This window comes from Mesorhizobium sp. P171375, assembly GCF_057786075.1.
On sequence record NZ_JBYNWF010000001.1, the window covers coordinates 2,829,611 to 2,853,532 of the forward strand.

Genomic DNA, 23,922 nt, shown 5'->3' on the forward strand with positions numbered 1-23,922 from the left:
GTATAACATGATCGCGTGGCCACGCGCCATGCCGTTAAACCGAGTTTGCTGTTGTCGTACGATGGGTTATGCCGTCGTCGTAGAGTAGCGTGATGGTGCTCGACACAGGCAGGTTGGTCAGCGTGGCTACCTCGACGAAATTGGCGCCGCCGGTTGTGCCGTTGTCATCGACGCTGAGCGTGCCGGTCGCCGCATTGAAGTTGACGAAGTCGCTGACGTTTCCGCCCGCGGTATCGAACAACGATGTCAGGTCGATGACATCGCCTTGGCCGCCGACACCGCTATAGTCGGTGATCAGGTCCTTGATGTCGAGACCGTCGAGCTTGAAGGTGTCGGCGCCCGCGCCGCCGGTCAGCGTATCCTGGCCAGGCCCACCGATCAGAAGATCGTTGCCGCCGCCGCCGTTGATGGTGTCGGTACCTTGTCCGCCATAGAGTGTGTTTGCCGCAGTGTCGCCGGTCAGCGTGTCGGCGAAATCCGACCCGATGATATGAGGCAACGCCGGTGTCGACGAATACAAGTGGTTGTCTCCGATCAGCGCAGACGAATGGTCCTGTATGCCTTCTCCGGCCGGAGTCAACGTGACACCGAGTGTGCTCGCGGCCGTGTCGCCATCGCCGTCCACGACTTCGATCGGGACATTGAAGCTTATCGGGCTGTGGGTCGGAACGGCCGCGCCGAAATCTCCAAGCTTGAAAGTATCGCCCGAAACATAGGTGTATTCGACGCTGTTGTAGCCGTCGCCGGTAAAGATGGCGATCTCCGTGCCGATGGCCCCGGCACCGGAAGTGCCGTTAACACCACCGACCGTAACGCTGCCATCCGCGTTCAACAGCACGGAATAGATGTGGCCGTTGATCGTGTAGTTCGTCGCGCTGGCGGTCGGCGTTATAGTCTGGAAGATGCCATTGTAGCCGATGGCCAACGACGTGATCGTGTCCTTGGTCCCGTCTCCGACTATGGTGTTGCCGTCTGGATCATCGAATGCGGTGATCTTGATCGTGGAGCCGGTGCTGGCAGTGAACGTGGCGGACGAGCCATTGACGGTGTAATGGCCATCGAAGAGATGGTCGCGATTGCCTAGGGTGTCGTAGTCGCCAGCCCCGTCGGCAGGGTTGCCGCGCAGATCGGTCACGAAATCAACCCTGAAGGTCTCAGTCGAACCGACCGAGCTGCCTGAGCCGACGCCGCCGGAAATCGCGCTGGAATTGATGGTGCTGTCGTTTGCACCACTGATTGACGGGGTCAGAAGCAGATCGGAACTGTTGTTGTCGATAGGTGAGCCGACGGATTCGTTACTGGGGATGAACCCGGCCCACGAATTGTTGCCACCGACGAAGTTGTAACCTCCGCCGCTGAAATCGATCGTGGTGAGAGTGTCCACGGACCCGTTCATGTCCACCGAATAGGTAGCGTTCGCCGGATTGAGTGTGATGACGAACACGCTCGTCGCTCCGGCCAGGCCGGTCAGCGTCAAACCATCTGCCGAGACATCGTAGACAATCGGCACGTTGCCGGACGTCATTCCGCTTGCCGCGCCGTCGAGCGACGACTGGAACCGGACGGTACCGCCGTCCGCCCCATAGTTGTTGGCGAGTGTACCATCCAGGTCGAGGTCGAATGTGGTCGGCGAGCCGGCCGCATTCTGCAGCACGGCAAGCGTCGGTGTCGTCGCCGTCGGCACGTCGTCGACGATGTTGACGGTGATGCTTCCGGTGGTGGAGTTGCCGACGCTGTCGGTGACCGTATAGGTGAAGTTCTCCAGGCCCGAGATGGTCTGGACGCCGTCGTTGGCCTGTGCGTTCAGGTGGTTGCTGGTCAGCGTGTAGACGTAGCTGCCGTCTGCGTTGATGTGGATGGTGCCATAGGTGCCGACGATGGTCTGCGCCGTATAGGTGAGTGCGCCGACGCCGCCCGATGCGTTGAGCTGGTTGGTGGCATCGGTCTCGGCCGCAGATGTCGTGCCAAGGCTGCCGGTCACGGTGCCTGCCGCCAGATCGGCGCCCGTGATCGTGGTGTCGAGCGCGGCCTCGTTGACGGTGGCATCGTTGTCGGCCGGCGCGACCAGCCCGGCATCCGACAGGTTGATGGTGAGCGTGGTCGTCGACAGGTCGCCGTCGCCATCCATGATGGTGTAGACGAACGTGTCCGTCGCGCCTGCCGGCGGAACCACGTTGGGCAGGCCGTCATAGCTGTAGGTGCCGTTGGCCTGCAGCGTCAGCGTGCCGAAGCTGCCGTTGATCGTCGTGTTGATACCCGTCGTCACCGCCGTCGTGGTGTCGCCGCCCGCAACGCGAACTCCGACAACGCCGCCGCCGGCCGCCGCACCGTCGGCGCCGAACACGTCGTCCGTGGCATCCGTCAGCACGTTGCCGATCACGACGCTACCCTCGACACCGCTGTTGGTGTCGGCATGCGCCGTCGGCACGTCGTCGGTGACGTCGATGGTGATGGTGTTGGTGATGGTGTTGCCGTTGGCGTCGGTGGCCTGGTAGGTGAAGGTCTCGACGTTGTTGACGGTGTTGGCGCCGTTGTTGGCGTCGACGCCGTCGACCGGCGAGGTCAGCGTGTAGCTGTAGGTGCCGTTGGCATTGAAGGTCAGCGTGCCGTGCACGCCGGTGGCGCTGCTCAGCAGTGCGTAGGTGTAGGGACCGGTGCCGCCCGACACATTGTCGACGACGGTGCCGGCAATGGTCTCTGCCGTGCTCGACGGGTTGGAGCCGATCGGCAGCGCCGCCTCGTTGACCGTCAGGTCGTCGTTGGAGGCGGCAAGGCCGCTGTCCGACAGGTTGATGGTGAGCGTCGTCGTCGACAGGTCGCCGTCGCCATCCATGATGGTGTAGACGAAGGTCTCCGTCGCGCCTGCCGGCGGGACCACGTTGGGCAGGCCGTCATAGCTGTAGGTGCCGTTGGCCTGCAGCGTCAGCGTGCCGAAGCTGCCGTTGATCGTCGTGTTGATACCCGTCGTCACCGCCGTCGTGGTGTCGCCGCCCGCAACGCGAACTCCGACAACGCCGCCGCCGGCCGCCGCACCGTCGGCGCCGAACACGTCGTCCGTAGCATCCGTCAGCACGTTACCGGTCACGATGCCGCCCTCGACACCGCTGTTGGTGTTTGAGTTCGCCGTCGGCACGTCGTCGGTGACGTCGATGGTGATGGTGTTGGTGATGGTGTTGCCGTTGGCGTCGGTGGCCTGGTAGGTGAAGGTCTCGACGTTGTTGACGGTGTTGGCGCCGTTGTTGGCGTCGACGCCGTCGACCGGCGAGGTCAGCGTGTAGCTGTAGGTGCCGTTGGCATTGAAGGTCAGCGTGCCGTGCACGCCGGTGGCGCTGCTCAGCAGTGCGTAGGTGTAGGGACCGGTGCCGCCCGACACATTGTCGACGACGGTGCCGGCAATGGTCTCTGCCGTGCTCGACGGGTTGGAGCCGATCGGCAGCGCCGCCTCGTTGACCGTCAGGTCGTCGTTGGAGGCGGCAAGGCCGCTGTCCGACAGGTTGATGGTGAGCGTCGTCGTCGACAGGTCGCCGTCGCCATCCATGATGGTGTAGACGAAGGTCTCCGTCGCGCCTGCCGGCGGGACCACGTTGGGCAGGCCGTCATAGCTGTAGGTGCCGTTGGCCTGCAGCGTCAGCGTGCCGAAGCTGCCGTTGATCGCCGTGTTGATACCCGTCGTCACCGCCGTCGTGGTGTCGCCGCCCGCAACGCGAACTCCGACAACGCCGCCGCCGGCCGCCGCACCGTCGGCGCCGAACACGTCGTCCGTGGCATCCGTCAGCACGTTGCCGATCACGACGCTACCCTCGACACCGCTGTTGGTGTCGGCATGCGCCGTCGGCACGTCGTCGGTGACGTCGATGGTGATGGTGTTGGTGATCGTGTTGCCGTTGGCGTCGGTGGCCTGGTAGGTGAAGGTCTCGACGTTGTTGACGGTGTTGGTGCCGTTGTTGGCGTCGACGCCGTCGACCGGCGAGGTCAGCGTGTAGCTGTAGGTGCCGTTGGCATTGAAGGTCAGCGTGCCGTGCACGCCGGTGGCGCTGCTCAGCAGTGCGTAGGTGTAGGGACCGGTGCCGCCCGACACATTGTCGACGACGGTGCCGGCAATGGTCTCTGCGGTGCTCGACGGGTTGGAGCCGATCGGCAGCGCCGCCTCGTTGACCGTCAGGTCGTCGTTGGAAGCGGCCAGGCCGCTGTCCGACAGGTTGATGGTGAGCGTCGTCGTCGACAGGTCGCCGTCGCCATCCATGATGGTGTAGACGAAGGTCTCCGTCGCGCCTGCCGGCGGGACCACGTTGGGCAGGCCGTCATAGCTGTAGGTGCCGTTGGCCTGCAGCGTCAGCGTGCCGAAGCTGCCGTTGATCGTCGTGTTGATACCCGTCGTCACCGCCGTCGTGGTGTCGCCGCCCGCAACGCGAACTCCGACAACGCCGCCGCCGGCCGCCGCACCGTCGGCGCCGAACACGTCGTCCGTAGCATCCGTCAGCACGTTACCGGTCACGATGCCGCCCTCGACACCGCTGTTGGTGTTTGAGTTCGCCGTCGGCACGTCGTCGGTGACGTCGATGGTGATGGTGTTGGTGATGGTGTTGCCGTTGGCGTCGGTGGCCTGGTAGGTGAAGGTCTCGACGTTGTTGACGGTGTTGGCGCCGTTGTTGGCGTCGACGCCGTCGACCGGCGAGGTCAGCGTGTAGCTGTAGGTGCCGTTGGCATTGAAGGTCAGCGTGCCGTGCACGCCGGTGGCGCTGCTCAGCAGTGCGTAGGTGTAGGGACCGGTGCCGCCCGACACATTGTCGACGACGGTGCCGGCAATGGTCTCTGCGGTGCTCGACGGGTTGGAGCCGATCGGCAGCGCCGCCTCGTTGACCGTCAGGTCGTCGTTGGAGGCGGCCAGGCCGCTGTCCGACAGGTTGATGGTGAGCGTCGTCGTCGACAGGTCGCCGTCGCCATCCATGATGGTGTAGACGAACGTATCCGTTGTGTTCGACGTGATGGCGTTGGCCGTCGACTGGTAAGTATAGCTGCCATCCGCCTGTAGCGTCAGTGTACCGTGCAGACCAGCTATGCTGGTACCAACACCCGTCATCACTGCTGTCGTGGTATCTCCGCCCGCAGCGCGCGCACCCACAACGCCACCACCGGCTGTGAAGTCGTCCGCGCCGGCAACGTCGTTGGCCAGCACGCCCGCCACTGCCGACACCGTCAGCAAACCACCCTCGATGATGCCATTTGTATCGGCAACCGCCGTCGGCACGTCGTCGACGATGTTGATGACCAGATTACCGGCCGGCGCCGGATCGCCGTCGGCGTCGGTCACCACCACCGCGAAGCTGGTGCTCGACGGATCGGTCAGCGTGTTGTCGATGAGCGTGTAGGAGTAGCTGATCGTGCCGAGGCCAGTCACCGGATTGTAGACATAGCTTGCCGTCAGCGTGCCTGTCGTCCCGTCGGCGAACGCCGTCGGGATACCGGTCAGTACATGGCCGCCCAGCGACACTGTCGTCAGGCCGTCCGGCGACGTGAAGCCGATCGTACCCGAGGTCGTTTCCGAGGTCGCAGGCTCGTTCGAGCCCGAAGGCTCGCCGGCGCGCGCCGGCAGGCCAGCCTCATAGACCGTCGTGTCGGCGCCGCCCGCTACCGGGATCGATACGGTCGGCGTTCCATCGCCGATCGAAATCGTCAACGTGGTGTGCGAGGTGTCGCCGTCGCCGTCCTTGATGGTGTAGGTGAAGACGTCGTTTACGCCACCGGACGTGCCGGCATCGCGAACATAGCTGTAGGTGCCGTCGGCAGCCAGCGTCAGCTTGCCGTAGGTGCCCTGGATCTGGGTGCCGAGCGTGGCCGCGTCGTCGACATCGGCATTGGTGTTACCAGCCGCAACGCCAACCACCGCCGCGCCATCGGCGCCCTTGGTGTCGGCGCCCGCCGCATTGCCGTCGGATCCGCTGCCGTCGATTACATTGCCGCCGACCGGCCCGAACAAGCCCGCCGCCACCGCATCGGTATCGGCAACCGCTGTTGGCACGTCGTCGACGATGTTGATGACCAGATTACCGGCCGGCGCCGGATCGCCGTCGGCGTCGGTCACCACCACCGCGAAGCTGGTGCTCGACGGATCGGTCAGCGTGTTGTCGATGAGCGTGTAGGAGTAGCTGATCGTGCCGAGGCCGGTCACCGGATTGTAGACATAGCTTGCCGTCAGCGTGCCTGTCGTCCCGTCGGCGAACGCCGTCGGGATACCGGTCAGTACATGGCCGCCCAGCGACACTGTCGTCAGGCCGTCCGGCGACGTGAAGCCGATCGTACCCGAGGTCGTTTCCGAGGTCGCAGGCTCGTTCGAGCCCGAAGGCTCGCCGGCGCGCGCCGGCAGGCCAGCCTCATAGACCGTCGTGTCGGCGCCGCCCGCTACCGGGATCGATACGGTCGGCGTTCCATCGCCGATCGAAATCGTCAGCGTGGTGTGCGAGGTGTCGCCGTCGCCGTCCTTGATGGTGTAGGTGAAGACGTCGTTTACGCCACCGGACGTGCCGGCATCGCGAACATAGCTGTAGGTGCCGTCGGCAGCCAGCGTCAGCTTGCCGTAGGTGCCCTGGATCTGGGTGCCGAGCGTGGCCGCGTCGTCGACATCGGCATTGGTGTTACCAGCCGCAACGCCAACCACCGCCGCGCCATCGGCGCCCTTGGTGTCGGCGCCCGCCGCATTGCCGTCGGATCCGCTGCCGTCGATTACATTGCCGCCGACCGGCCCGAACAAGCCCGCCGCCACCGCATCGGTATCGGCAACCGCTGTTGGCACGTCGTCGACGATGTTGATGACCAGATTACCGGCCGGCGCCGGATCGCCGTCGGCGTCGGTCACCACCACCGCGAAGCTGGTGCTCGACGGATCGGTCAGCGTGTTGTCGATGAGCGTGTAGGAGTAGCTGATCGTGCCGAGGCCGGTCGCCGGATTGTAGACATAGCTTGCCGTCAGCGTGCCTGTCGTCCCGTCGGCGAACGCCGTCGGGATACCGGTCAGTACATGGCCGCCCAGCGACACTGTCGTCAGGCCGTCCGGCGACGTGAAGCCGATCGTACCCGAGGTCGTTTCCGAGGTCGCAGGCTCGTTCGAGCCCGAAGGCTCGCCGGCGCGCGCCGGCAGGCCAGCCTCATAGACCGTCGTGTCGGCGCCGCCCGCTACCGGGATCGATACGGTCGGCGTTCCATCGCCGATCGAAATCGTCAGCGTGGTGTGCGAGGTGTCGCCGTCGCCGTCCTTGATCGTATAGGTGAAGACGTCGTTTACGCCACCGGACGTGCCGGCATCGCGAACGTAGCTGTAGGTGCCGTCGGCGGCCAGCGTCAGCTTGCCGTAGGCGCCCTGGATCTGGGTGCCAAGCGTGGCCGCGTCGTCGACATCGGCATTGGTGTTACCGGCCGCAACGCCAACCACCGCCGCGCCGTCGGCGCCCTGGGTGTCGGTAACGCCGTCCGTGGTGTTCGCGTCGACCGCGTCCGTACCGCCGACAAGCACATTGCCCGTCGCGGGGCCAAACTGGCCGGCTGCAATGCTGTCGGTGTCGGCAACCGCCGTCGGCACGTCGTCGACAATGGCGACGGCAAAGGTGGTGCTGGCCGTATCGCCGTCGACGTCCGTGACGGTGATGCTGAAATTGTCCGGAACCGTGTCGTTGGGATTGAACCCGTCCCCCTGAAGGGGATGAGTGACCGATTCGGTCACGGTGTAGTTGTATTCGATGGCACCCGTGCTCGGATTGTAGGAGACAATCGTCAGGAAGCCGAAATCGCCCGGAATCTGCTGGCCGACGGCGGTAACGGTGACGCCGTTGATGACGATCGACCCGATTCCATCCGGTGCGTTGATGGTGATCGTTCCGATGCCGGAGGTTTCAGAGTTGCTGGGCGCGTCGCTGCCGGGTGCTTGTGACGGGCCGCCGTCAAGACCGGTTTCGCTGGCCGCCTGGTCCGGGGTGAGCAATGATGTGGCCACCACTGAAACCGGCCTGTCGACGACAGACGGGAAGAGTTCGCGGCGCTCCAGAAGCCCAAATTGCAGAGCCGTGGGCGGCAACAGTGCCGACAGGTCAAACCCGTCACCGATGCCGCCGGGGGGAACCGAAAAGTCTCCGCCTGCACTTGAGTTCGAACCGCCCGGACCGGCCGAGATGGAGCCGTCGGCGCCAAAGGCGACATCGACGTGGCTGGCCTCGAGCGCGGCGATCAGGGCAACGCGCGGTACCTCGACGTCGCCAATGACGAACGTCGGCACGTTCAAGGCGCCATCCTTGATCACGATGACCGAACCATCAGCCTGTTCGAGCACGAGGTTGTGGCCGTCGACCTTGATGTTGTCGATCGAGACGTCGGCCGGAAGCTTTACCACGTTGCTGGCGTCGGCCACGTATTCGTGGGGCGCAGCGGCCGCCGGGGCCTTCGCCTCCGCAGGTGCATCTTGTTTGACGGGCGCGCCGCTGCCGACATCGACGGGTACGGGCTCGGCAGGTGCCGCCTGAGCGGCCTGCGCTACCTGCGTTCCCGCCTGCGACGGTGAGCCGCCACGTTCAGAGGCAGAGTGCTCGTCCCAGGAATTCGAGACGGTGTCCAATTCGTTACTGTTCGCCATAACCAAACCCCTTCGGTATTTCCCGGAAAGAGACAGTGACGGCCTCTGCTTTGCAACTATCCTGCAACCGCTTTTATATATTCCGATATGCCTGTCTCAGCATTTTTTAGACGTGGTAAACTCCCAACATATAACCTGGTATACATTGGTTGGGCCGCGGTCCGTTTGACATCCACCAGTTGAGTTGGGTCGGCAAGCAGAAGTATAAATTTGAATAAAAGTTTACGCAAAGTGGATGTTCCTGTTTTGCCAAAACTTATCCACCTTCCTTTCCAGTAATTTGAGACAAGATCGGTAGCGTCCACAGTCAAAGGTGGGCGTTATGAAAAAAGAAAAATCTGCCCCGGGGATAACCGGGCTCAAGCTGCTCCTGCTGGCAATGGGCATCGCAAGCCTGCCGCAGCCATCATCCGCGAGCGCCGTTGCTGCGGATGCCGGCGCTGTCGCTGGAATGCTGGCGGCGGTCGAACCCCCGCCCAGTCTCGGCGGCGTTTCGCTGCTGCGGCCGCAGCCTTGGCGGCCTGTTTCAGCCTACAGGACCGGCATGATTTTCGGCAGCTATGGTCCTGTTGCCGTTAATGAAAAGCGCGATCCTTCGATCGCACAGGACGACGCCGGAATCGACCCGATCCAGACGGCGGCGATCATTCCCGGCGTGTTCGGTTCGGTTGCCCTGTCGATGCGCAATTTCCCGGTCTCGGCGCGCTGGGCGCCTGTCTACAAGGCAATTGTCGAGTGCACCGCGGGCAGCCCATGCGAGCGCAAGAACAGCACCTTTGCCGGGATCGTCGAGGCAGCCCGGGACAAGCGCTTCATCGACAAGCTGTCCTTCGTCAACTCAAGTATAAATCGCGCGATCGCCTACAAGAAGGACAGCGTGGTTTACGGCAAGCTCGACTACTGGGCCAAGCCCTCGGAAATCCTCGAGCGCCGGGCAGGGGACTGCGAGGATTTCGCTATCCTCAAGATGGCGGCGCTGCTGCATGCGGGCATCCCGGCTCAGAGCATGTCGCTGGTTGTCTTGCAGGATCGCAAGCGCGGTTTCTTCCATGCCGTGCTGTCGGTCAGCACCGGCAGTGGCGTCTTCATTCTCGACAGTCTGAGCAATGTCGTTTCGCGCGACAGCGATCTACCGAGCTACGTGCCGCTGTATTCGTTCAGCACCGACCGCGCATGGATCCATGGCGCAAAGACCGGCTCTGCGCAAATCGCCGATATCAAGGGCGGCCTTTCGACGGTCGCGCCGGGCGAAGGTCTGCAACAGTAAGTATGCTGTCAGGGTGTCTTGGGCGCCCTAGCCGCCGAAGACGAACGCCATCAGCAGTTCCGGCTCGACCACCGGCGCCCGCACCGCGTTCAGTTGACCCCGGTAGCGGCGGTCACCGGCGCCGATGACGAAACCGGTGGCGACCGGCGTCTCGCCATTGGCCTCGAGCCTTGCGAATATGTCGGCGACGTTGAGGTCCAGCGCCAGCTTGAGGTCGTGGCGCGTGTCCTCGTTCGGCGCCGCCGGCAATTGACGACGCACCAGTTGCTGGAACGGCGCATTGAAGGTCAGGATCTTCTTCGACGATGACAGGGCAAAGGCCGGCGAGGGACAGGCGACCAGAATGGCGTTGATGGTCTTGATCGACGCCAGCCGCTGCAAGGTTAGGTTCTCGTCGGCCAGTCCACGCATGCAGGCTACACGGATTGCCGATGTCAGGTTTCCGGTGTTGGCGTGGCTCTCGGCGATCTCTTCGATCAGCATGCCGATCGTGCATTTCCGGTTTTCGGCCATTTGCTTCAGCGAAGTCCAGAACGCCCTCTCCAGACGAATGCCGCGGCGCGTGCCGCCACGCGCCACGACCCGGAACTCCAGTCCGAAATCCTCTGCCACCAGCGGTGGAAGCAGCCGGTCGCGATCGGCAGGAGGGGAGATCGCGCTACCGCTCACTCATCGCCTCCTCACGCGCCTTGTTGATAGGCTTCATCAGGTAGGTGAGGATCGTCTTGCGTCCGGTCTTGATGTCGACCGAACAGATCATGCCGGGGATGATCGAATAGGTCTTGCCGTCGCGTGTCAGCGTCGATTTGTCGGTGGCGACGCGAACCTGATAGTAGGGTTCGCCAGTCTTCTGGTCGACCAGGCTATCGGCGGTGATGTTCGAGACCTTGCCTTCGATGCCGCCGAAGATCGAGAAGTCATAGGCAGTCACCTTGATCAGTGCATCCTGCCCCGGCCGGATGAAGGCGACGTCTCGCGGTGAAACCCGCGCTTCGACCAGCAGGGTCTCGGAGGTCGGCACGATACCCGCGACGACTGCGCCGGGCTGGACGAAAGCGCCGACCGTGTTGATGTCGAGCGTGTTGACGATACCGTCGACAGGCGACCGTATGTCGGTGCGCGCCACCTTGTCGGTGGCGCCGCGGATCGTCTCATCCACCACCGAGAGGTCGGCGAGCGCCTGTGTCAGATCGCTGAGCGCTTCCTGTTGCAGCTGCAGGCCGAGTTCATCGACCTGAAGCTGGGCTTCCGTGATGGCCGACTTGGCTTTCTTGATGGTTTCGCCGGCGAGTGCCAGCTGACCATTGAGCTCGGTCTGCTCGCGCTCGACGCGGAGTTGCTCGGTTCGCGCCATCAGGCCTTTCTTGACCATCGCCTCGACCAGCTTCGCCTCCTGGTCGCTGACGGCCAGATTCTTGGTGAGGCGATCGGCATTGGCGTTGGCCTCATCCAGTTCCTTCTCGCGCTGATCGAGGCGCGACTTGAGAACCGATAGCTTGACTTCGAAGTTGTCGCGGCGCGCGATGAGCAGCTTCTGCTCGTTGTCGCAGATTTCCGGCGCGACCTTCTGGATCTCGGACGGGCAGGGAAATGCGCCCTCGAGATTGCCGGCCTGTTCGAATTTGAGCCGTGCAATGCGCGTCTGCAGCGCCCGCGCCTTGGCCTGCTGCTCGCCAAGGCTTGAGGTGTTGAAGGTGTTGTCGAGGCGAATGATGAGGTCGTTCTTCTTGACGATCTGCCCTATCTTCACAGCGATTTCCTGAACAACGCCGGGCTCGCTGGCTTGGATGATCTGGGTCTTCGACGCGGGTATGATCTTGCCGTCGCCGCGTGCGATTTCATCGACCTCGGCAAAGGACGCCCAGGCGACCGAACTCGCAAAAAGCGCTCCGATGATGAATATCGACGCCGACGCAAAAAGCGGCGGGCGGTCTTCCCTGGCAAGCATTTCCCATGCCCCAACGTATTGAATGCACTCAACAAGTCTGTTTCTGTCAGGCGCTCGTTCTCTGCAGCGCCTGTATTACTTGGTCTTTCGGTCCATCGGCAACGATCTTGCCTTGCTCGATGACAATCAGGCGGTCGGCCAACTCTAGCATGCTGAAGCGGTGCGTCGAAACGATCAGCGTCGTGCTGCGATCGAAGGCCACCTTGAGCTGCTTGATCAGCTGGCGCTCGGAAGCCAGATCCATCGAGCCGGACGGCTCGTCCAGGAAGACGATTTTCGGTTTGGTCAGCAACAGGCGGGCAATCGCCATTGTCTGCCTCTGGCCGCCCGAGAGATTGGTGCCGCGCTCGCCGACATTCATGTCGTAGCCGCGCGGATGGCGGGAGACGAAATCGTCGACGCCGGCAGCCTTGGCCGCTTCGACGATCTGTTCATCGGTCGCCTCCGGACACGCCATCAGGAGATTTTCCTTGATGGTGCCCGAAAACAGATCATTGGCCTGCGCGACGATACCGACCGCGGCGCGAACCTCCGACGGGTGGTATTGGCGGATGTCGATGCCGTCCAGCAGCAGCTCGCCGGAGGTCGGCAGGAAGAGCCTGCCGATCAGCCGCCCCATGGTCGTCTTTCCCGAGCCTATGCGGCCGATGATGCCGATCCGCTCACCGGGCTTCACCGAGAAATTCACGCCGGTCAGAACTTCGTTTTCAGAACCCGGATAGACAAAGCCGACGTTCCTGAACGCCATCGCGCCATTGCGAATGGGGCGGTTGACGAAACCAACCGTGTCAGGCCGATCCTCCGGCTGCGCCATGATCGAATTGACAATTCGCAAGGAGAGCATTGCCTGACGAAGTCTGGACAAGGTGATAGCGATCTGCCCAAGCGGAGCCACCGCCCGGCCCGCCAGCATGACGGTGCCGATGATGGCGCCGGTGGAGACATGTCCTTCCGAAAAGGCATAAGCGCCGGCCACGATCAGGGCGACGGTCACCAACTGCTGGATGGCCTGCGTTATGTTGCCGGCTGCAGCCGAAAGCTGCTTGATCTTCTCGGAGGTGTTTGATGCGTTCTTGGAATGCTCTGCCCATTTTCGCAGAAGATACGCCTCTGCCCGCAACGACTTGATCGTCTCAAGCGTGGAGATGGATTCAACCAGCAGGGCCTGGCGTTGCGAAGCCTCGTTCATGGACGCGGCAACGCGTTTGCCTATACGCCGTTGCGTGATCAGCCCGACGATCACGGAGGCGACAAAGGCAATGGCCGGTATGATGACCAGCCAGCCGCCTATCGCATAGATGACAAGAAGAAAGACGAAGACGAATGCAGTGTCGATGAAGACGCTGACGGTGTTCGACGTGAAAAACTCGCGTACGAACTCGTACTGCGTCACCCGATTTGCATATTCGCCGGTTGAGCCGGGCCGTGCCGACAAGGACGAGTTCAGCACCTTCTCGAACAGCATGTAGGAAATGCGAAGATCCGCTTTGCGCCCGGCATAGTCGATCAGCGACGCTCTGGCGGTCTTCAAGAGCAGGTCGAACAGAATGACCGCGCCGATCCCGATCGACAGCACCCAGAGCGTCGATATCGCCTTGTTCGGCAAGATCCTGTCGTAGACATTCATGGTGAAGATCGGCGAGGCAAGGGCCAACAGATTGATGAATACTGCCGACAGGATGACCTTCGAATAGGTGCGCCAGAATGGCCCCATCGTTCCGGTCAACCAATGTCGCCGCTCAATCTTGGCCGCCGAACCGACGCTCATCCCCTCGACCGCGTTGGCATAGGTTATCGAGAAGGAAACGCCGCCACTTATGTAGCTTCCGGCAAGTTCGGATTTGCTGATGGTTGTGCGCCCGTCCTCCTGGGCAGCCGTCGTAAATCCACCGTCCTCTGTCTCGGCAAGCAGCGCAACTGGCAATTGGCTGACGCGAAACAGGATGGCGGGGAGGTCGATGCGTCCGCGAAGAAAATCGCGCTGGCTGAACTCCGTGATTTCAAGGCCGACGCGTTCGGCAAGATGCCGAATGGCGTCGATATCGATTTGGGTATCCGACAGCGGCACGCCGGCAAACAGCACGGTCTCGGCACTCGGCCTGCCCAGGTAGCCGGCAACAGCCGAAAAGCAGGCCTTGAAGGCCTCCTTTGGGGACAGGATTTTAGGTTGTGGGTTCACGATCCGCCCGCAGGACTATCGTTCGACCTTGGCCTTCCTACTTTTTCCTTACCGGCGCGAGGATGTCAAAAGGCAGATCGTTCTTTTGCTCCGACGGGGTGCGTGCATAGGTTTCGGTGTCGGCCGTTTCCGGTGCATTGAACTCGGCCTTGGCGTAGGCGGTTGCTTGTTTGGCCGGCTGAAGGTCCATGGTCTTCAGCAACTGTCCGGTTGCCGCCAGCAGCCGGTACTGGGCGAAAAGCGACGCGTAGGACGCGGTGTCGGCAAGCGTCGCTGTGTTGAACCGGGTGTTCTGTGCGTCAAGCACGTCGAGCAGCGAGCGCTGTCCGACCTTGAACTGCTCGCGATAGGACCCCACCAACTTTTCGTTGGCGGCTGCCTGAAGCTTCAGCGTCTTGGCCAGGTCGGCCTGCCGGAAGCGTCGATCCCATGACGTACGTACGGCTTCCTCGATCTCGCGCAGGACTTGGTGCAGGACAAGGCGCTGCTCGCTGGTGCGGCGGATTTGCTCCTGCTCGTTGGCCTTGTCGATGCCGCCGCGATAAAGGTTCCAGCGCAGCACGACCCTTGCCTGAAGGTCGCTCGTGTCGCCGTCACTGCCATCGATGTCGGATCCTGCCCGGGCGATACCTTCGGCGGTGATCGACGGCCCGAATTTTGCCCGTGCGGCATCCACGAGGGAAGCCGCCGCGTCGATATCGCTGTTGGCCATATGCACGCGCGGATTGTTCTGTCGTGCCAGCCCGATTGCTTCGTCAAGCGATCTCGGCAGCGCGGCAGACACATCGCCCGGCCTCGAGGCGCTGGTCAGCGGCTTGCCGACAGTCTTGAAGAACCGGATCTTTGCTGCCTCTAGTTCCTCGGTGGCTTCCTGCACACGGGCCTTGGCGGCGAACAGCCGCTCCTCAGCCTGCTGACGATCGGCCTCGTTCAGCGCGCCGCCGGCAATGCCTTGCCGGATGTCGCCGAGAATTCCCTGATGGAATCCGAGGTTCTTCTTTGCTTCGACAACGATCGAGGCCTGCAACATGGCTTCGAGGTAATCCTGGACAACCGAGAGCCCGATGAATTCGGACCGTTCCAGAACCCGGAACGAGGCACCGTCGACGCGCGAGGCCTGGCGGTTTAGTTCGGCGCGCCTTGCACCGCTGTCGTAGAGCGTCTGCGTAACCGTGAGGTCGGTTTCAGCTGGATAGAGCGTGTCATTCTCGATGGAAAGTGAGCGCCTGTCCGGATTGTCGAGGCGGCGAGCCCCCGCCGACGCTTCCAGGTCAACGCTGGGAAGATAAAGCCCCTTCGCCTGGCGCAGTTCGAATTCGATTGCTTCGCGGTTTTCGATTGCCTGGCCAATCTCGGGATTGGACTCCACCGCGACCGCCATCGCCTCTTTAAGAGTGAGCGCGTGAGCATTCCCGCAGCTCAATATGGCAACCGTCGTCAGCAGGCCAAGGCGCTTGCATATGGCCCACATAGTTGTCGAATTCATTTTACCCACCCCAACATTCCCCCTGCACGTTATTCCAAGGCGCTACGACCCAAGCACAATTGTCTACAAACTTACAATTTAGTGGACACTAAAAGGCTGGATTCAAGCCACAAATTTACGCAATGTAGCAAAAATAGCACAAAGAATGCCCGGCCGCCCTCCGGTTACGCACTGCCGACCACGTGCGCCTATTTCCATGGTCGGCGACCCTGGAGCTGACGGCGCCCAGGTGGAAGGCCCGCCCTGTGACCGAGGAACCCAGCTTTCCTACTCCGTTGTGCCAGCTTTCTTTCTGCGCCGATTGGTGTGCGACTGCGCGACGGCCATCTGCAACTCGGGTGTGATCTCCAACGGCGCATTCTCTGTCTCATGCGTGTTCTGCAGCCCTTGGATGTGGACCGTCGGAAATGGCAGTTCGATGCCTTGCTCCTTGAAGACCTGGCGCAGGCGCACATAGAATTTGCGTTTCATGCTGAAGGCGCCTCCGGGTCTGGTCATGGCCTTGACCCTCAATACGATGCCGTACTCGCCGAACTCCTGTACCCCCTGCATCTTGATCGGGTCGAGCACCCAGTTTTTGAACTCGGGATCTTCCGCCAGTTCGAGACCGATTCGCTTGATCAGCTTGCGAGCGAAGTCGATATCGGTGTCATAGCCGACGGTGATGTTGAATTTGTCGATAACCCAGTCACGGCTCTGGTTCTGGACTGCCCCGAGTTCACCGAAAGGTACCGTGAACAGCGGACCACGATGGTGGCGCAGCTTCACCGAACGCAGCGAAAAGCTTTCCACGGTACCCTTGTAATTGCCCGAAGAAATATATTCGCCGACACGAAACGCGTCATCGAGCAGAAAAAACACGCCTGAAATGATGTCCTTGACTATGGTTTGTGCGCCAAAGCCGACCGCGACGCCGACCACACCCGCGCCGGCGATCAGCGGGCCGATCTGGATACCCAGCGACGCCAGCATCATCAGCACCGCCATCACGATGATCGATGCGAGCAGGATGTTCTGGAGGATCGGCAACAGCGTGTGCAGTCGCGCCTGCTGCGGGTCGAGGATCGGGACCTCCTCGTCGCTGATCACAGGGTGCGATGCTTCGATGCCCAGCTTTCGTTCGATCAAAGCCTTGATGATCGACCAGCCGAAATCGGCTGCCAGGGCAATGACAACGATATTGATCAGGCCGCGCAATATGAATGTCGTCGTCGTATCGCTGTCGCGCATGGATTGCATGTTCAGGCCCCAGACGCGGGCGAGAAAGTAAGCCGCCGCCAGGATGAAAATCATTCGGATTGCGCGATCGATGACGGCGATCGTCACCGCCGGGATCGTAGGCCGACCGGCATCTTCCGAACCCGGCCGCAGAACGAAATTAACCCCGCGCTGCGTCAGCACGATTGCCAAAGGCAGGAAGAATGCAGCGAAGGTAAACCAGAAGTAGGTATAAAGGCCGGCGATGCGCTGCAGGAACAGAACGACGAAATACGCAGTCAACAGCCATGTCATTTCCGCGTGACCGCCATGGCGCGCACCCTCGCGCTGCGTTCGTGGCCGGCGCCAGATGGCAAGCAGCAAAAGCACCAGCAGCACGAAATCGGCGCCCAGGGACAGGACCATCATTCCGTCCTGATCGATGCCAAGACCCGGCAAAAGGATAAGCGCGGCGCCAAAGAAGGCGAAGACGCCGACGATCCGGGGTAGCCAGTAAGACCAATGGTCAGCCGTTTCGTTGGTGATCGGCAAAGCGCGAACCTCGACGGCGTTCTCGACGTTCATGAAGGAAGGGACGAGCGTGGCCATCACATACAGGCGCACACCCCATGTAACGACCGCCGCCATCAGAAATGTCAGCACAATTTCGCGGATAAGCATTGGCCAGTCGAACAACATGAACGCACCGGCGCTGCCTAGTGCGAACGAGACGAGCAGCATGTTGGAATAAAGCGCGCGACCGCCAATCTTCTTGGCTCGCCCGATGGGCGTATCCTTCGGTTGCGCGATAATCCAAAGACGAAATGGACGGGTGACCTTGTACGTTGCCCAGGTGAGCGCCAGGCCGGCAGCGATGAACATCGCAATCAGAATAAGTACGCTGACGGGCCCCTTGCTGGACATATCCTGCATGGTCTCGGCGCGAACGCGCGCGAACTGGCCTGGCAGCAAGGGCAAAGTCCGCACGATCCTTTCGATATGATGCCTGATCCGATCGAGCGTCGAGGATGCCATCGTATTCATCTGGCTGGGTGGGGCCGCGGCGCCGGACGATGCGTCAGTAGGCGAGGTTCCTGCCTCGGCAGGCGCGCCCGTCGATCCGGCGTCCTGATTTCGTTGTTCGGCCACCCAGGCCTTCACCGACGGATCGTCGAGAAGCTCGAACAGCTGTTTGACTCTTTCAGGCGGGACGGTCGCCGGCGCCTGCGCCTGTGCCTGACCAGCCAACAAAAGGGCGATCCCGAGGACGAACGGCCTGGCAATCAGGACAAACATCGCCGCCAGGTCTCCGAGGCGCCGTGCCGGGCGCGCCAGAGTCTTGGCTCCAAATCGTCGATTCATGAGTGGCATCGTGCGGTAACCTTCCGGTCAAATCGGCGAGCAAAGACAGCTAGGTCCGTCGTTGCACCTACCTTGAACAAGCCGATGTTGTGGTGCAAGTCTCATCGTTCCTGGCTAGTCCGTTGGGCAGGACTCCTGGCTACCGGCAAGGCATTTGCCTGGATTAAGGATATCGTATATCCGCAAGGATGTATAATATCCTTAATAACGAGCTGGCCGTGACAGGATGGAAGGGCGTCTACGACATCCCCACCAAGGAAGGCCACACCGTCGTCCAGAACCCGACCGTATCTCCAAGGAATACGCGCTCGTCACCCGCCGTGCGATCGATGCATGGGTGGCAAGATCGTGTTGGCAGGCACGCCATTGCCCTCGGAACTGACTGCGGCACCATGTCTCTGTGCTGGCCGCCAGAGCTTGGTTGCCAATCCAGGGGCAGCCACGGAAACTGCACCGCGTTGAGGAACCGAATGAGAAGTCGCGCATGAACATCGAGGGTACCTGCGATCCACGCTTTGCCGGTGTGCGCGACGCGTTTGCCACGTGTTTCGCGCAAGGGCTGGAGCATGGCGGCGGCGTGTCGGTTGTGGTCCACGGCAGGACAGTCGTTGATCTGTGGGGCGGTCATGCCGATGCCGCGCGCGCTCGTCCGTGGCGGGAAGACACGCTGGTCAATGTCTGGTCTTGCACCAAGGGCGTCGTGGCCTTGGCCATCGCCATGCTGGTGGAGCGCGGCAAGCTCGATTATGCCGCCCCCGTTGCGCGCTATTGGCCGGAGTTCGCGGCCAGCGGCAAGGAGCGCATCACGCTCGATCAGATGATGTCGCATCAGGCCGGGCTGAACGGTCTCGCCGTGCCGATGGACGAGGCAGGACTGTTGGCGTGGGCGCCTTTTGTCGATGCCCTTGCCGCCATGTCACCCCTGTGGGACCCGGGCAGCCGCTGTGTCTATCACGCCCTTACCTACGGCCACCTTGCGGGCGAAGTGCTGCGCCGTGTCGATGGGCGAAGCATGGGCCGCTTCATCGCAGAAGAGATCGCAGGCCCGCTTGGCGCTGATTTTCACGTCGGTCTGCCAGCCAGCGAGGATCCCAGGGTCGCAGAGATGATTGAAGGTCCAAAGGCTTCCGACTGGGTCGAGTTTGTCCGCGCCTCGCCATTTCCCCATGCAGGCGATAATCCCACACCCCGGGCATCGGCGCCCAACGATCGCGCCTGGCGCGCCGCCGAGGTGCCGGGCGGCAATGGCCAGTCGACGGCACACGCACTGGCACGCATCTACGGTATGATGGCGGCCGGCGGCGTTTGGGAGGGCAAGCCTCTGATCGGCCGTACCGCAGTCGAAGCAGCAGCAAGACCTCGCATTCGCGGCATGGACGACAGCTTCGCGTTGCCGACCGCCTTTGCCGCCGGCTATCAGATGGAGGATTCCACCTACGCCAGCCGCGCGTCGCCGCAAACGTTTGGCCATAGCGGCTGGGGCGGCGCCATCGGCTTTGCCGATCCCGCCGCCGGTGTCGGGTTCGGCTATGTCACCAACCGTATGCTCGGTTTCGACGACCTCGATCCACGCCGCAAAGTTTTGATCGACGCCGTTTACGACGCGCTCTGATGTAAGCACACAGGCTGGTCATTGATTTCGCTGGCTCCGAACATCAGGAGACCAGAGCGCCAACCACCGCGGCACAGTCACCGGCTTTGACCAGACCTGGAAAATGCCGCGCCGCCAGCATTCCGGACATTTTTGCCCTGATATCCTGCGGCGCGATGCCGGTGCGGCCGGTGGAGTGGATACGCGCCAGCACCGCGCCTTCTTTCACGGGCTCGCCGAGATCGACCATAGTTTCGATCATCCCGTCATCCTCGGCGAAGGAGAAGCAATCGCCCGACGGCATGTCCAGCCATTGGGTCGTGCCTGTCTCGACCGCACCCTCAACAATGCCGGCATGGCGCAGCACATTGCTGATGCCGCGCCGCGCGATCCGCACCGTTTGCGCACGCGAGGTGCCGCCGCCGCCAAGCTCGGTACTGACGAAGACCTTACCCATCTCCTCCGCCGCCGTGTCGTACATGCCGACGGAATCGATCTCGATCATGCGCATCGAGAACGGTGCCGAGAATGCCGCGACCGCGTCGAAGGCTTTCTGCTCCAGCGCCTTGTCGGACAAAGTGTGGGCGGCGCAGAACGGTACGAAGTCCAGCGTCCTGCCGCCGGAGTGGAAGTCGAAGACGAGGTCGGCGCGGGGCAGCAATTCGCGTTGAAAGTAGTCGGCGATCTTTTCCGTCACCGTGCCGTCCGGCCTTCCCGGGAAACTGCGGTTCATATTGCCCTTGTCGATCGGCGACGTGCGGGTGCCGGCGCGGAAGGCCGGATAATTCATCGCCGGCACGATGATCACCGTGCCGGAGACGTCTTTCGGGTCAAGCGTGCGGGCGAGATCGTAGAGCGCCAACGGCCCCTCATACTCGTCGCCATGATTGCCGCCGGTGAGCAGGGCAGTCGGCCCCTTGCCCTTGCGGATGACGCAGATCGGGATCATCACCGAGCCCCACGCGGAGTCGTCGCGACTGTAGGGCAAGCGCAGGAAACCATGTTGCACGCCATCCTTGTCGAAATCGACGGTCGGGGCGATCGGTGATGGGCGGGACATCGTTTTCAATTTTTCACCACCAGTTTGCGCGGCACATTGGCCAGGCACTCTACACCGGTTTCGGTGATCAGGATGGATTCGGTGATCTCCAGTCCCATCGTCTCCAGCCACAGGCCGGTCATGAAATGGAAGGTCATGCCGGGCTTGAGTTCGGTGCGATCGCCGGGGCGCAGGCTCATGGTGCGCTCGCCCCAGTCCGGCGGATAAGACAGGCCGATCGGATAACCCGTGCGGTTATCCTTCACGATGCCGTATTTCTTCAAGACGGCGAAGAAGGCGTTGGCAATGTCCTCGCAGGTGTTGCCGGGTTTGGCCGCTGCAAGCCCCGCCTCCATGCCTTCCAGCGTCGCCTTTTCGGCGTCGAGAAATTCCTGCGTCGGCTTGCCCAGAAAGACGGTGCGCGACAGCGGGCAGTGATAGCGGTTGTAGCAGCCGGCGATCTCGAAGAAAGTGCCTTCGCCGGACTTCATCGGCTTGTCGTCCCAGGTCAGATGCGGTGCCGAAGCGTCGGCGCCCGACGGCAACAGCGGCACGATTGCCGGATAGTCGCCGCCGATCCCATCGACGCCGCGCGTGCCGGCATCATAGATCTCGGCGACAAGGTCGCATTTGCGCAAGCCGACCTCGATCTTGTCGACAATGCGCTGGTGCATGGCTTCGACGATGCGGGCCGCCTTGCGCATATAATCGATCTCGGTCGCGCTCTTCACCGCGCGCTGCCAGTTGACCAAAGCTGTGGCATCGACAAAGCGGGCATTGGGAAGGTGTTTCTGCAGCGAAGCGAAGGCGGCGGCAGAGAACCAGTAATTGTCCATCTCGACGCCGATGGTCAGCTTGCCCCAGCCGCGATCGGCAAGCACGCTGGACAAAAAATCCATGGGGTGGCGCTCGGTCGACTGCACATAATGGTCGGCGTAGCCGACGATGTTGTCATGCGCGAGATAGGCTGTGCGCTTGGCGCCGTTGGCGTCCTGGCCGCGGCCGTACCAGACCGGCTCCCCCGACGGCGGCACGATGACCGCCTGATGTACGTAGAACGACCAGCCATCATAGCCGGTCAGCCAGGCCATGTTGGAGGGGTCGCTGACGATCAGGAGGTCGACGCCCTTCGCCTCCATGGCTTGCCGTGTCTTGGCGAGGCGTTCCGCAAATTCGCCGCGCGAGAATTTCAGGTTCGGTTGCATTGTTCTTGGGTCCTCGTTTGTTGGGCCTCGCGGCCAGCATCAGCTTTCGAAAATCGTTCCTGACTTGGCCGCACGAGCGCGGTCGCGGGCGAATGTTGCAATCGCCGTGTCCTGCACGCCGGTGCCGGTGAGGTCGGCGATGGTGATGTCGCTGGCTGAGCCCCTTCCATGACGTTCGCCGGCGATGATCTGGCCGAGTTCGGTGACCTCGGCGTCGGCACTCATCACGCCCGATGCGATGGCATGGTGCAGTTCGCCGAGGCGCCGTGTCTGCGTGGCGCTGTCGGCGACATAGAGATCCGCCATACGCAGGATCGCCGGCGCGATCTCGTTCTTGTGCTCGGCGTCCGAGCCCATGGCGGTGATGTGCTGGCCGGCAACGACAAAGCCGGCCTTGATCAGCGGCTCGGTCGACGGCGTGGTGGTGACGATGATGTCAGCGCCGCCAACAGCCTTTTCCGCGTCCGGTTCGGCGCGCACGAGGATGCCGAGTCTTTCGCGCAGGGCGCTTGCCGTCGCCTCCGCCTTGACGGCATTGCGCGCCCAGATGCGTGCCTCGGTGATTGGCCGCACCAGCATGAGCGCTTCGAGCTGCAGCCCGGCCTGTACGCCCGCGCCGAAGATCGCGGCAACAGACGAATCCGGCCGCGACAGATGCTTCGCCGCGACCGCCCCGGCAGCGGCGGTACGGATGTCGGTGAGATAGCCATTGTCGAGCAGCAGCGCTTCGACCACGCCGGTTCTTGCCGAGAGCAGCACCATCATGCCACCTCCGCTGGGCAGACCGAGTTTCGGATTGTCGAAGAAGCCGGAACTTATCTTGACGGCGAAGCCATCTATGCCAGGCACATAGGCCGACTTCACATCAACCTCGCCGCGATGCTCGTGAATATCCAGCCGCAGGATCGGCGGCATCGCGACAGGCAGCGTGGCAAGCGCACGGAAAGCGTTTTCGACGCAGGCAACAGCATCGAGATCGAGCGTCACGATTGTGCGCAGTTCTTTCTCGGTGAGGATCGTCATCCGGCTCATGCCGCGCGCTCCGCAATGGCGTCACCGCAGATGATCTTGCGATGCGTGTTCATATCGATGTTGCGACCGGACAGCAGAACCACGACCGGCCCGTTCACTCTGACCTTGTCGGCGAGCAGCGCGGCGATGCCGACCGCGCCGGCGCCTTCGACGATCTCGCGTTCCTGTTCGTAGGCATGACGGATCCCGGCGGCGATCTCGTCCTCGCTAAGCAGAACCACGTCGTCGAGCAGGTCGCGGCACATGGCGAAGGTCAGCCGGTTGTCAAGGCCGATGCCGCCGCCGAGCGAATCCGCCAGCGTCGGCAACTCCTCGATCTCGACCGGGCGGCCGGCATCGAGGCTCGCCTTCATCGCCGCGCCGCGCGCCATCGAGACGCCGATCACTTTTGTGTCGGGGCTGACTCCCTTGACGGCGGCGGCGATGCCCGAGGCTAGGCCACCGCCGGAGAGCTGCACCAGAACGAGAGCGGCGTCCGGAACCTGCTCGATCATCTCCAGCCCGAGCGTGCCTTGTCCGGCGACAATGTCGGCATGATCGAAGGGCGGCAGCATCACCAACCCTTCTTGCGCCACCAGCCGCTCGACCTCTTTCTGCGCCTCATCCTGACTGTTGCCGACGATACGGACATCCGCGCCAAGGCGGCGGATTTCGTCGAGCTTGTTTCCCGGCACCAGCCGCGACATGCAGATCATCGCGTGCATGCCTTCGAGCTTTGCCGCATGGGCAAGCGCACGGCCATGATTGCCGGTCGACGACGCGACCACACCGCGCGCCTTCTCTTCAGCGCTCAGCGAAGCGACGGCGTTCGAGGCGCCGCGCAGTTTGAAGCTTCCGGTGGTCTGGCGATGTTCGAGTTTGAGGTGGACGGGGACGCCGAAGCGTGCCGACAGGCTGTGGGACAACACGGTTGGGGTGCGCACAACCTTGTTGGCGATACGCTCACGGGCGGCATGGATGTCCGTTAGGGTGACGGCGCGCGTCATGGGGCGACCCCCT

The 23,922-nt window shown here is 62.5% G+C and carries 12 protein-coding genes; 2 read left to right on the top strand and 10 right to left on the bottom strand.

The annotated features are described in order from the left end of the window. Positions 1 to 34: 34 nt before the first annotated feature. Entirely contained in the window at positions 35 to 8,617 is an 8,583-nt protein-coding gene (locus ACYHH6_RS13650) for a cadherin-like domain-containing protein (RefSeq protein ID WP_488500440.1), read from the bottom strand. 322 nt (positions 8,618 to 8,939) lie between these two features. On the opposite strand from ACYHH6_RS13650, the gene ACYHH6_RS13655 reads away from it, so the two are divergent. After that, positions 8,940 to 9,884: a transglutaminase-like cysteine peptidase gene (locus tag ACYHH6_RS13655; RefSeq protein WP_352593373.1), complete on the top strand. Its 945-nt coding sequence runs from the start codon at positions 8,940 to 8,942 to the stop codon at positions 9,882 to 9,884. 27 nt (positions 9,885 to 9,911) lie between these two features. Here ACYHH6_RS13655 and ACYHH6_RS13660 read toward each other — a convergent pair whose 3' ends face one another. The 5 genes from ACYHH6_RS13660 to ACYHH6_RS13680 all read right to left on the bottom strand — a co-directional run bounded on the left by ACYHH6_RS13660 (position 9,912) and on the right by ACYHH6_RS13680 (position 18,056). After that, positions 9,912 to 10,553: a ribbon-helix-helix domain-containing protein gene (locus ACYHH6_RS13660; protein ID WP_352593376.1), complete on the bottom strand. Its 642-nt coding sequence runs from the start codon at positions 10,551 to 10,553 to the stop codon at positions 9,912 to 9,914. Further along, complete coding sequence (locus ACYHH6_RS13665) at positions 10,543 to 11,832, bottom strand: HlyD family type I secretion periplasmic adaptor subunit (RefSeq protein WP_352593379.1); 1,290 nt, start codon at positions 11,830 to 11,832, stop codon at positions 10,543 to 10,545. Before ACYHH6_RS13665 ends, ACYHH6_RS13660 begins: the two co-directional genes overlap by 11 nt. A gap of 46 nt (positions 11,833 to 11,878) precedes the next feature. Then, positions 11,879 to 14,011, bottom strand: coding sequence for a type I secretion system permease/ATPase (locus ACYHH6_RS13670; protein ID WP_352593382.1), 2,133 nt, complete (start codon positions 14,009 to 14,011; stop codon positions 11,879 to 11,881). A gap of 37 nt (positions 14,012 to 14,048) precedes the next feature. Continuing rightward, positions 14,049 to 15,497 (bottom strand): TolC family protein, encoded by a 1,449-nt coding sequence (locus ACYHH6_RS13675; RefSeq protein ID WP_352593385.1) that lies wholly within the window; start codon positions 15,495 to 15,497, stop codon positions 14,049 to 14,051. Positions 15,498 to 15,764: 267 nt separating this feature from the next. Next, on the bottom strand, positions 15,765 to 18,056 hold the full coding sequence (locus ACYHH6_RS13680) for a mechanosensitive ion channel family protein (RefSeq protein ID WP_352593388.1): 2,292 nt from the start codon (positions 18,054 to 18,056) through the stop codon (positions 15,765 to 15,767). A gap of 484 nt (positions 18,057 to 18,540) precedes the next feature. Here ACYHH6_RS13680 and ACYHH6_RS13685 point away from each other — a divergent pair, with 484 nt between their 5' ends. Then, positions 18,541 to 19,668 (top strand): serine hydrolase domain-containing protein, encoded by a 1,128-nt coding sequence (locus ACYHH6_RS13685; protein ID WP_352593391.1) that lies wholly within the window; start codon positions 18,541 to 18,543, stop codon positions 19,666 to 19,668. A gap of 43 nt (positions 19,669 to 19,711) precedes the next feature. Here ACYHH6_RS13685 and doeB read toward each other — a convergent pair whose 3' ends face one another. From doeB to eutB, 4 genes are read right to left on the bottom strand one after another with little or no spacing between them, the layout of a single operon-like run. Beyond that, positions 19,712 to 20,707, bottom strand: a complete 996-nt coding sequence (gene doeB / locus ACYHH6_RS13690) for a N(2)-acetyl-L-2,4-diaminobutanoate deacetylase DoeB (protein WP_352593394.1) — start codon at positions 20,705 to 20,707, stop codon at positions 19,712 to 19,714. Positions 20,708 to 20,712: 5 nt separating this feature from the next. After that, positions 20,713 to 21,891: an ectoine hydrolase DoeA gene (gene doeA, locus ACYHH6_RS13695; protein WP_352593397.1), complete on the bottom strand. Its 1,179-nt coding sequence runs from the start codon at positions 21,889 to 21,891 to the stop codon at positions 20,713 to 20,715. Between the two features lie 39 nt (positions 21,892 to 21,930). Next, a complete protein-coding gene (locus tag ACYHH6_RS13700; protein WP_352593400.1) occupies positions 21,931 to 22,923 on the bottom strand; it encodes a cyclodeaminase in 993 nt (330 codons plus the stop codon). Then, positions 22,920 to 23,909 (bottom strand): hydroxyectoine utilization dehydratase EutB, encoded by a 990-nt coding sequence (gene eutB, locus ACYHH6_RS13705; RefSeq protein ID WP_352593403.1) that lies wholly within the window; start codon positions 23,907 to 23,909, stop codon positions 22,920 to 22,922. The genes ACYHH6_RS13700 and eutB overlap by 4 nt, the downstream gene beginning before the upstream one ends. Positions 23,910 to 23,922: the final 13 nt, after the last annotated feature.

Excerpts from the sequence above, each read along its gene's own strand:
- ACYHH6_RS13700 (WP_352593400.1), bottom strand. The coding sequence starts at position 22,923 with ATGAGCCGGATGACGATCCTCACCGAGAAAGAACTGCGCACAATCGTG.
- doeA (WP_352593397.1), bottom strand. The coding sequence starts at position 21,891 with ATGCAACCGAACCTGAAATTCTCGCGCGGCGAATTTGCGGAACGCCTC.
- ACYHH6_RS13675 (WP_352593385.1), bottom strand. The coding sequence starts at position 15,497 with ATGAATTCGACAACTATGTGGGCCATATGCAAGCGCCTTGGCCTGCTG.
- ACYHH6_RS13665 (WP_352593379.1), bottom strand. The coding sequence starts at position 11,832 with ATGCTTGCCAGGGAAGACCGCCCGCCGCTTTTTGCGTCGGCGTCGATA.
- ACYHH6_RS13650 (WP_488500440.1), bottom strand. The coding sequence starts at position 8,617 with ATGGCGAACAGTAACGAATTGGACACCGTCTCGAATTCCTGGGACGAG.
- ACYHH6_RS13680 (WP_352593388.1), bottom strand. The coding sequence starts at position 18,056 with ATGAATCGACGATTTGGAGCCAAGACTCTGGCGCGCCCGGCACGGCGC.
- ACYHH6_RS13685 (WP_352593391.1), top strand. The coding sequence starts at position 18,541 with ATGAACATCGAGGGTACCTGCGATCCACGCTTTGCCGGTGTGCGCGAC.
- eutB (WP_352593403.1), bottom strand. The coding sequence starts at position 23,909 with ATGACGCGCGCCGTCACCCTAACGGACATCCATGCCGCCCGTGAGCGT.
- doeB (WP_352593394.1), bottom strand. The coding sequence starts at position 20,707 with ATGTCCCGCCCATCACCGATCGCCCCGACCGTCGATTTCGACAAGGAT.
- ACYHH6_RS13655 (WP_352593373.1), top strand. The coding sequence starts at position 8,940 with ATGAAAAAAGAAAAATCTGCCCCGGGGATAACCGGGCTCAAGCTGCTC.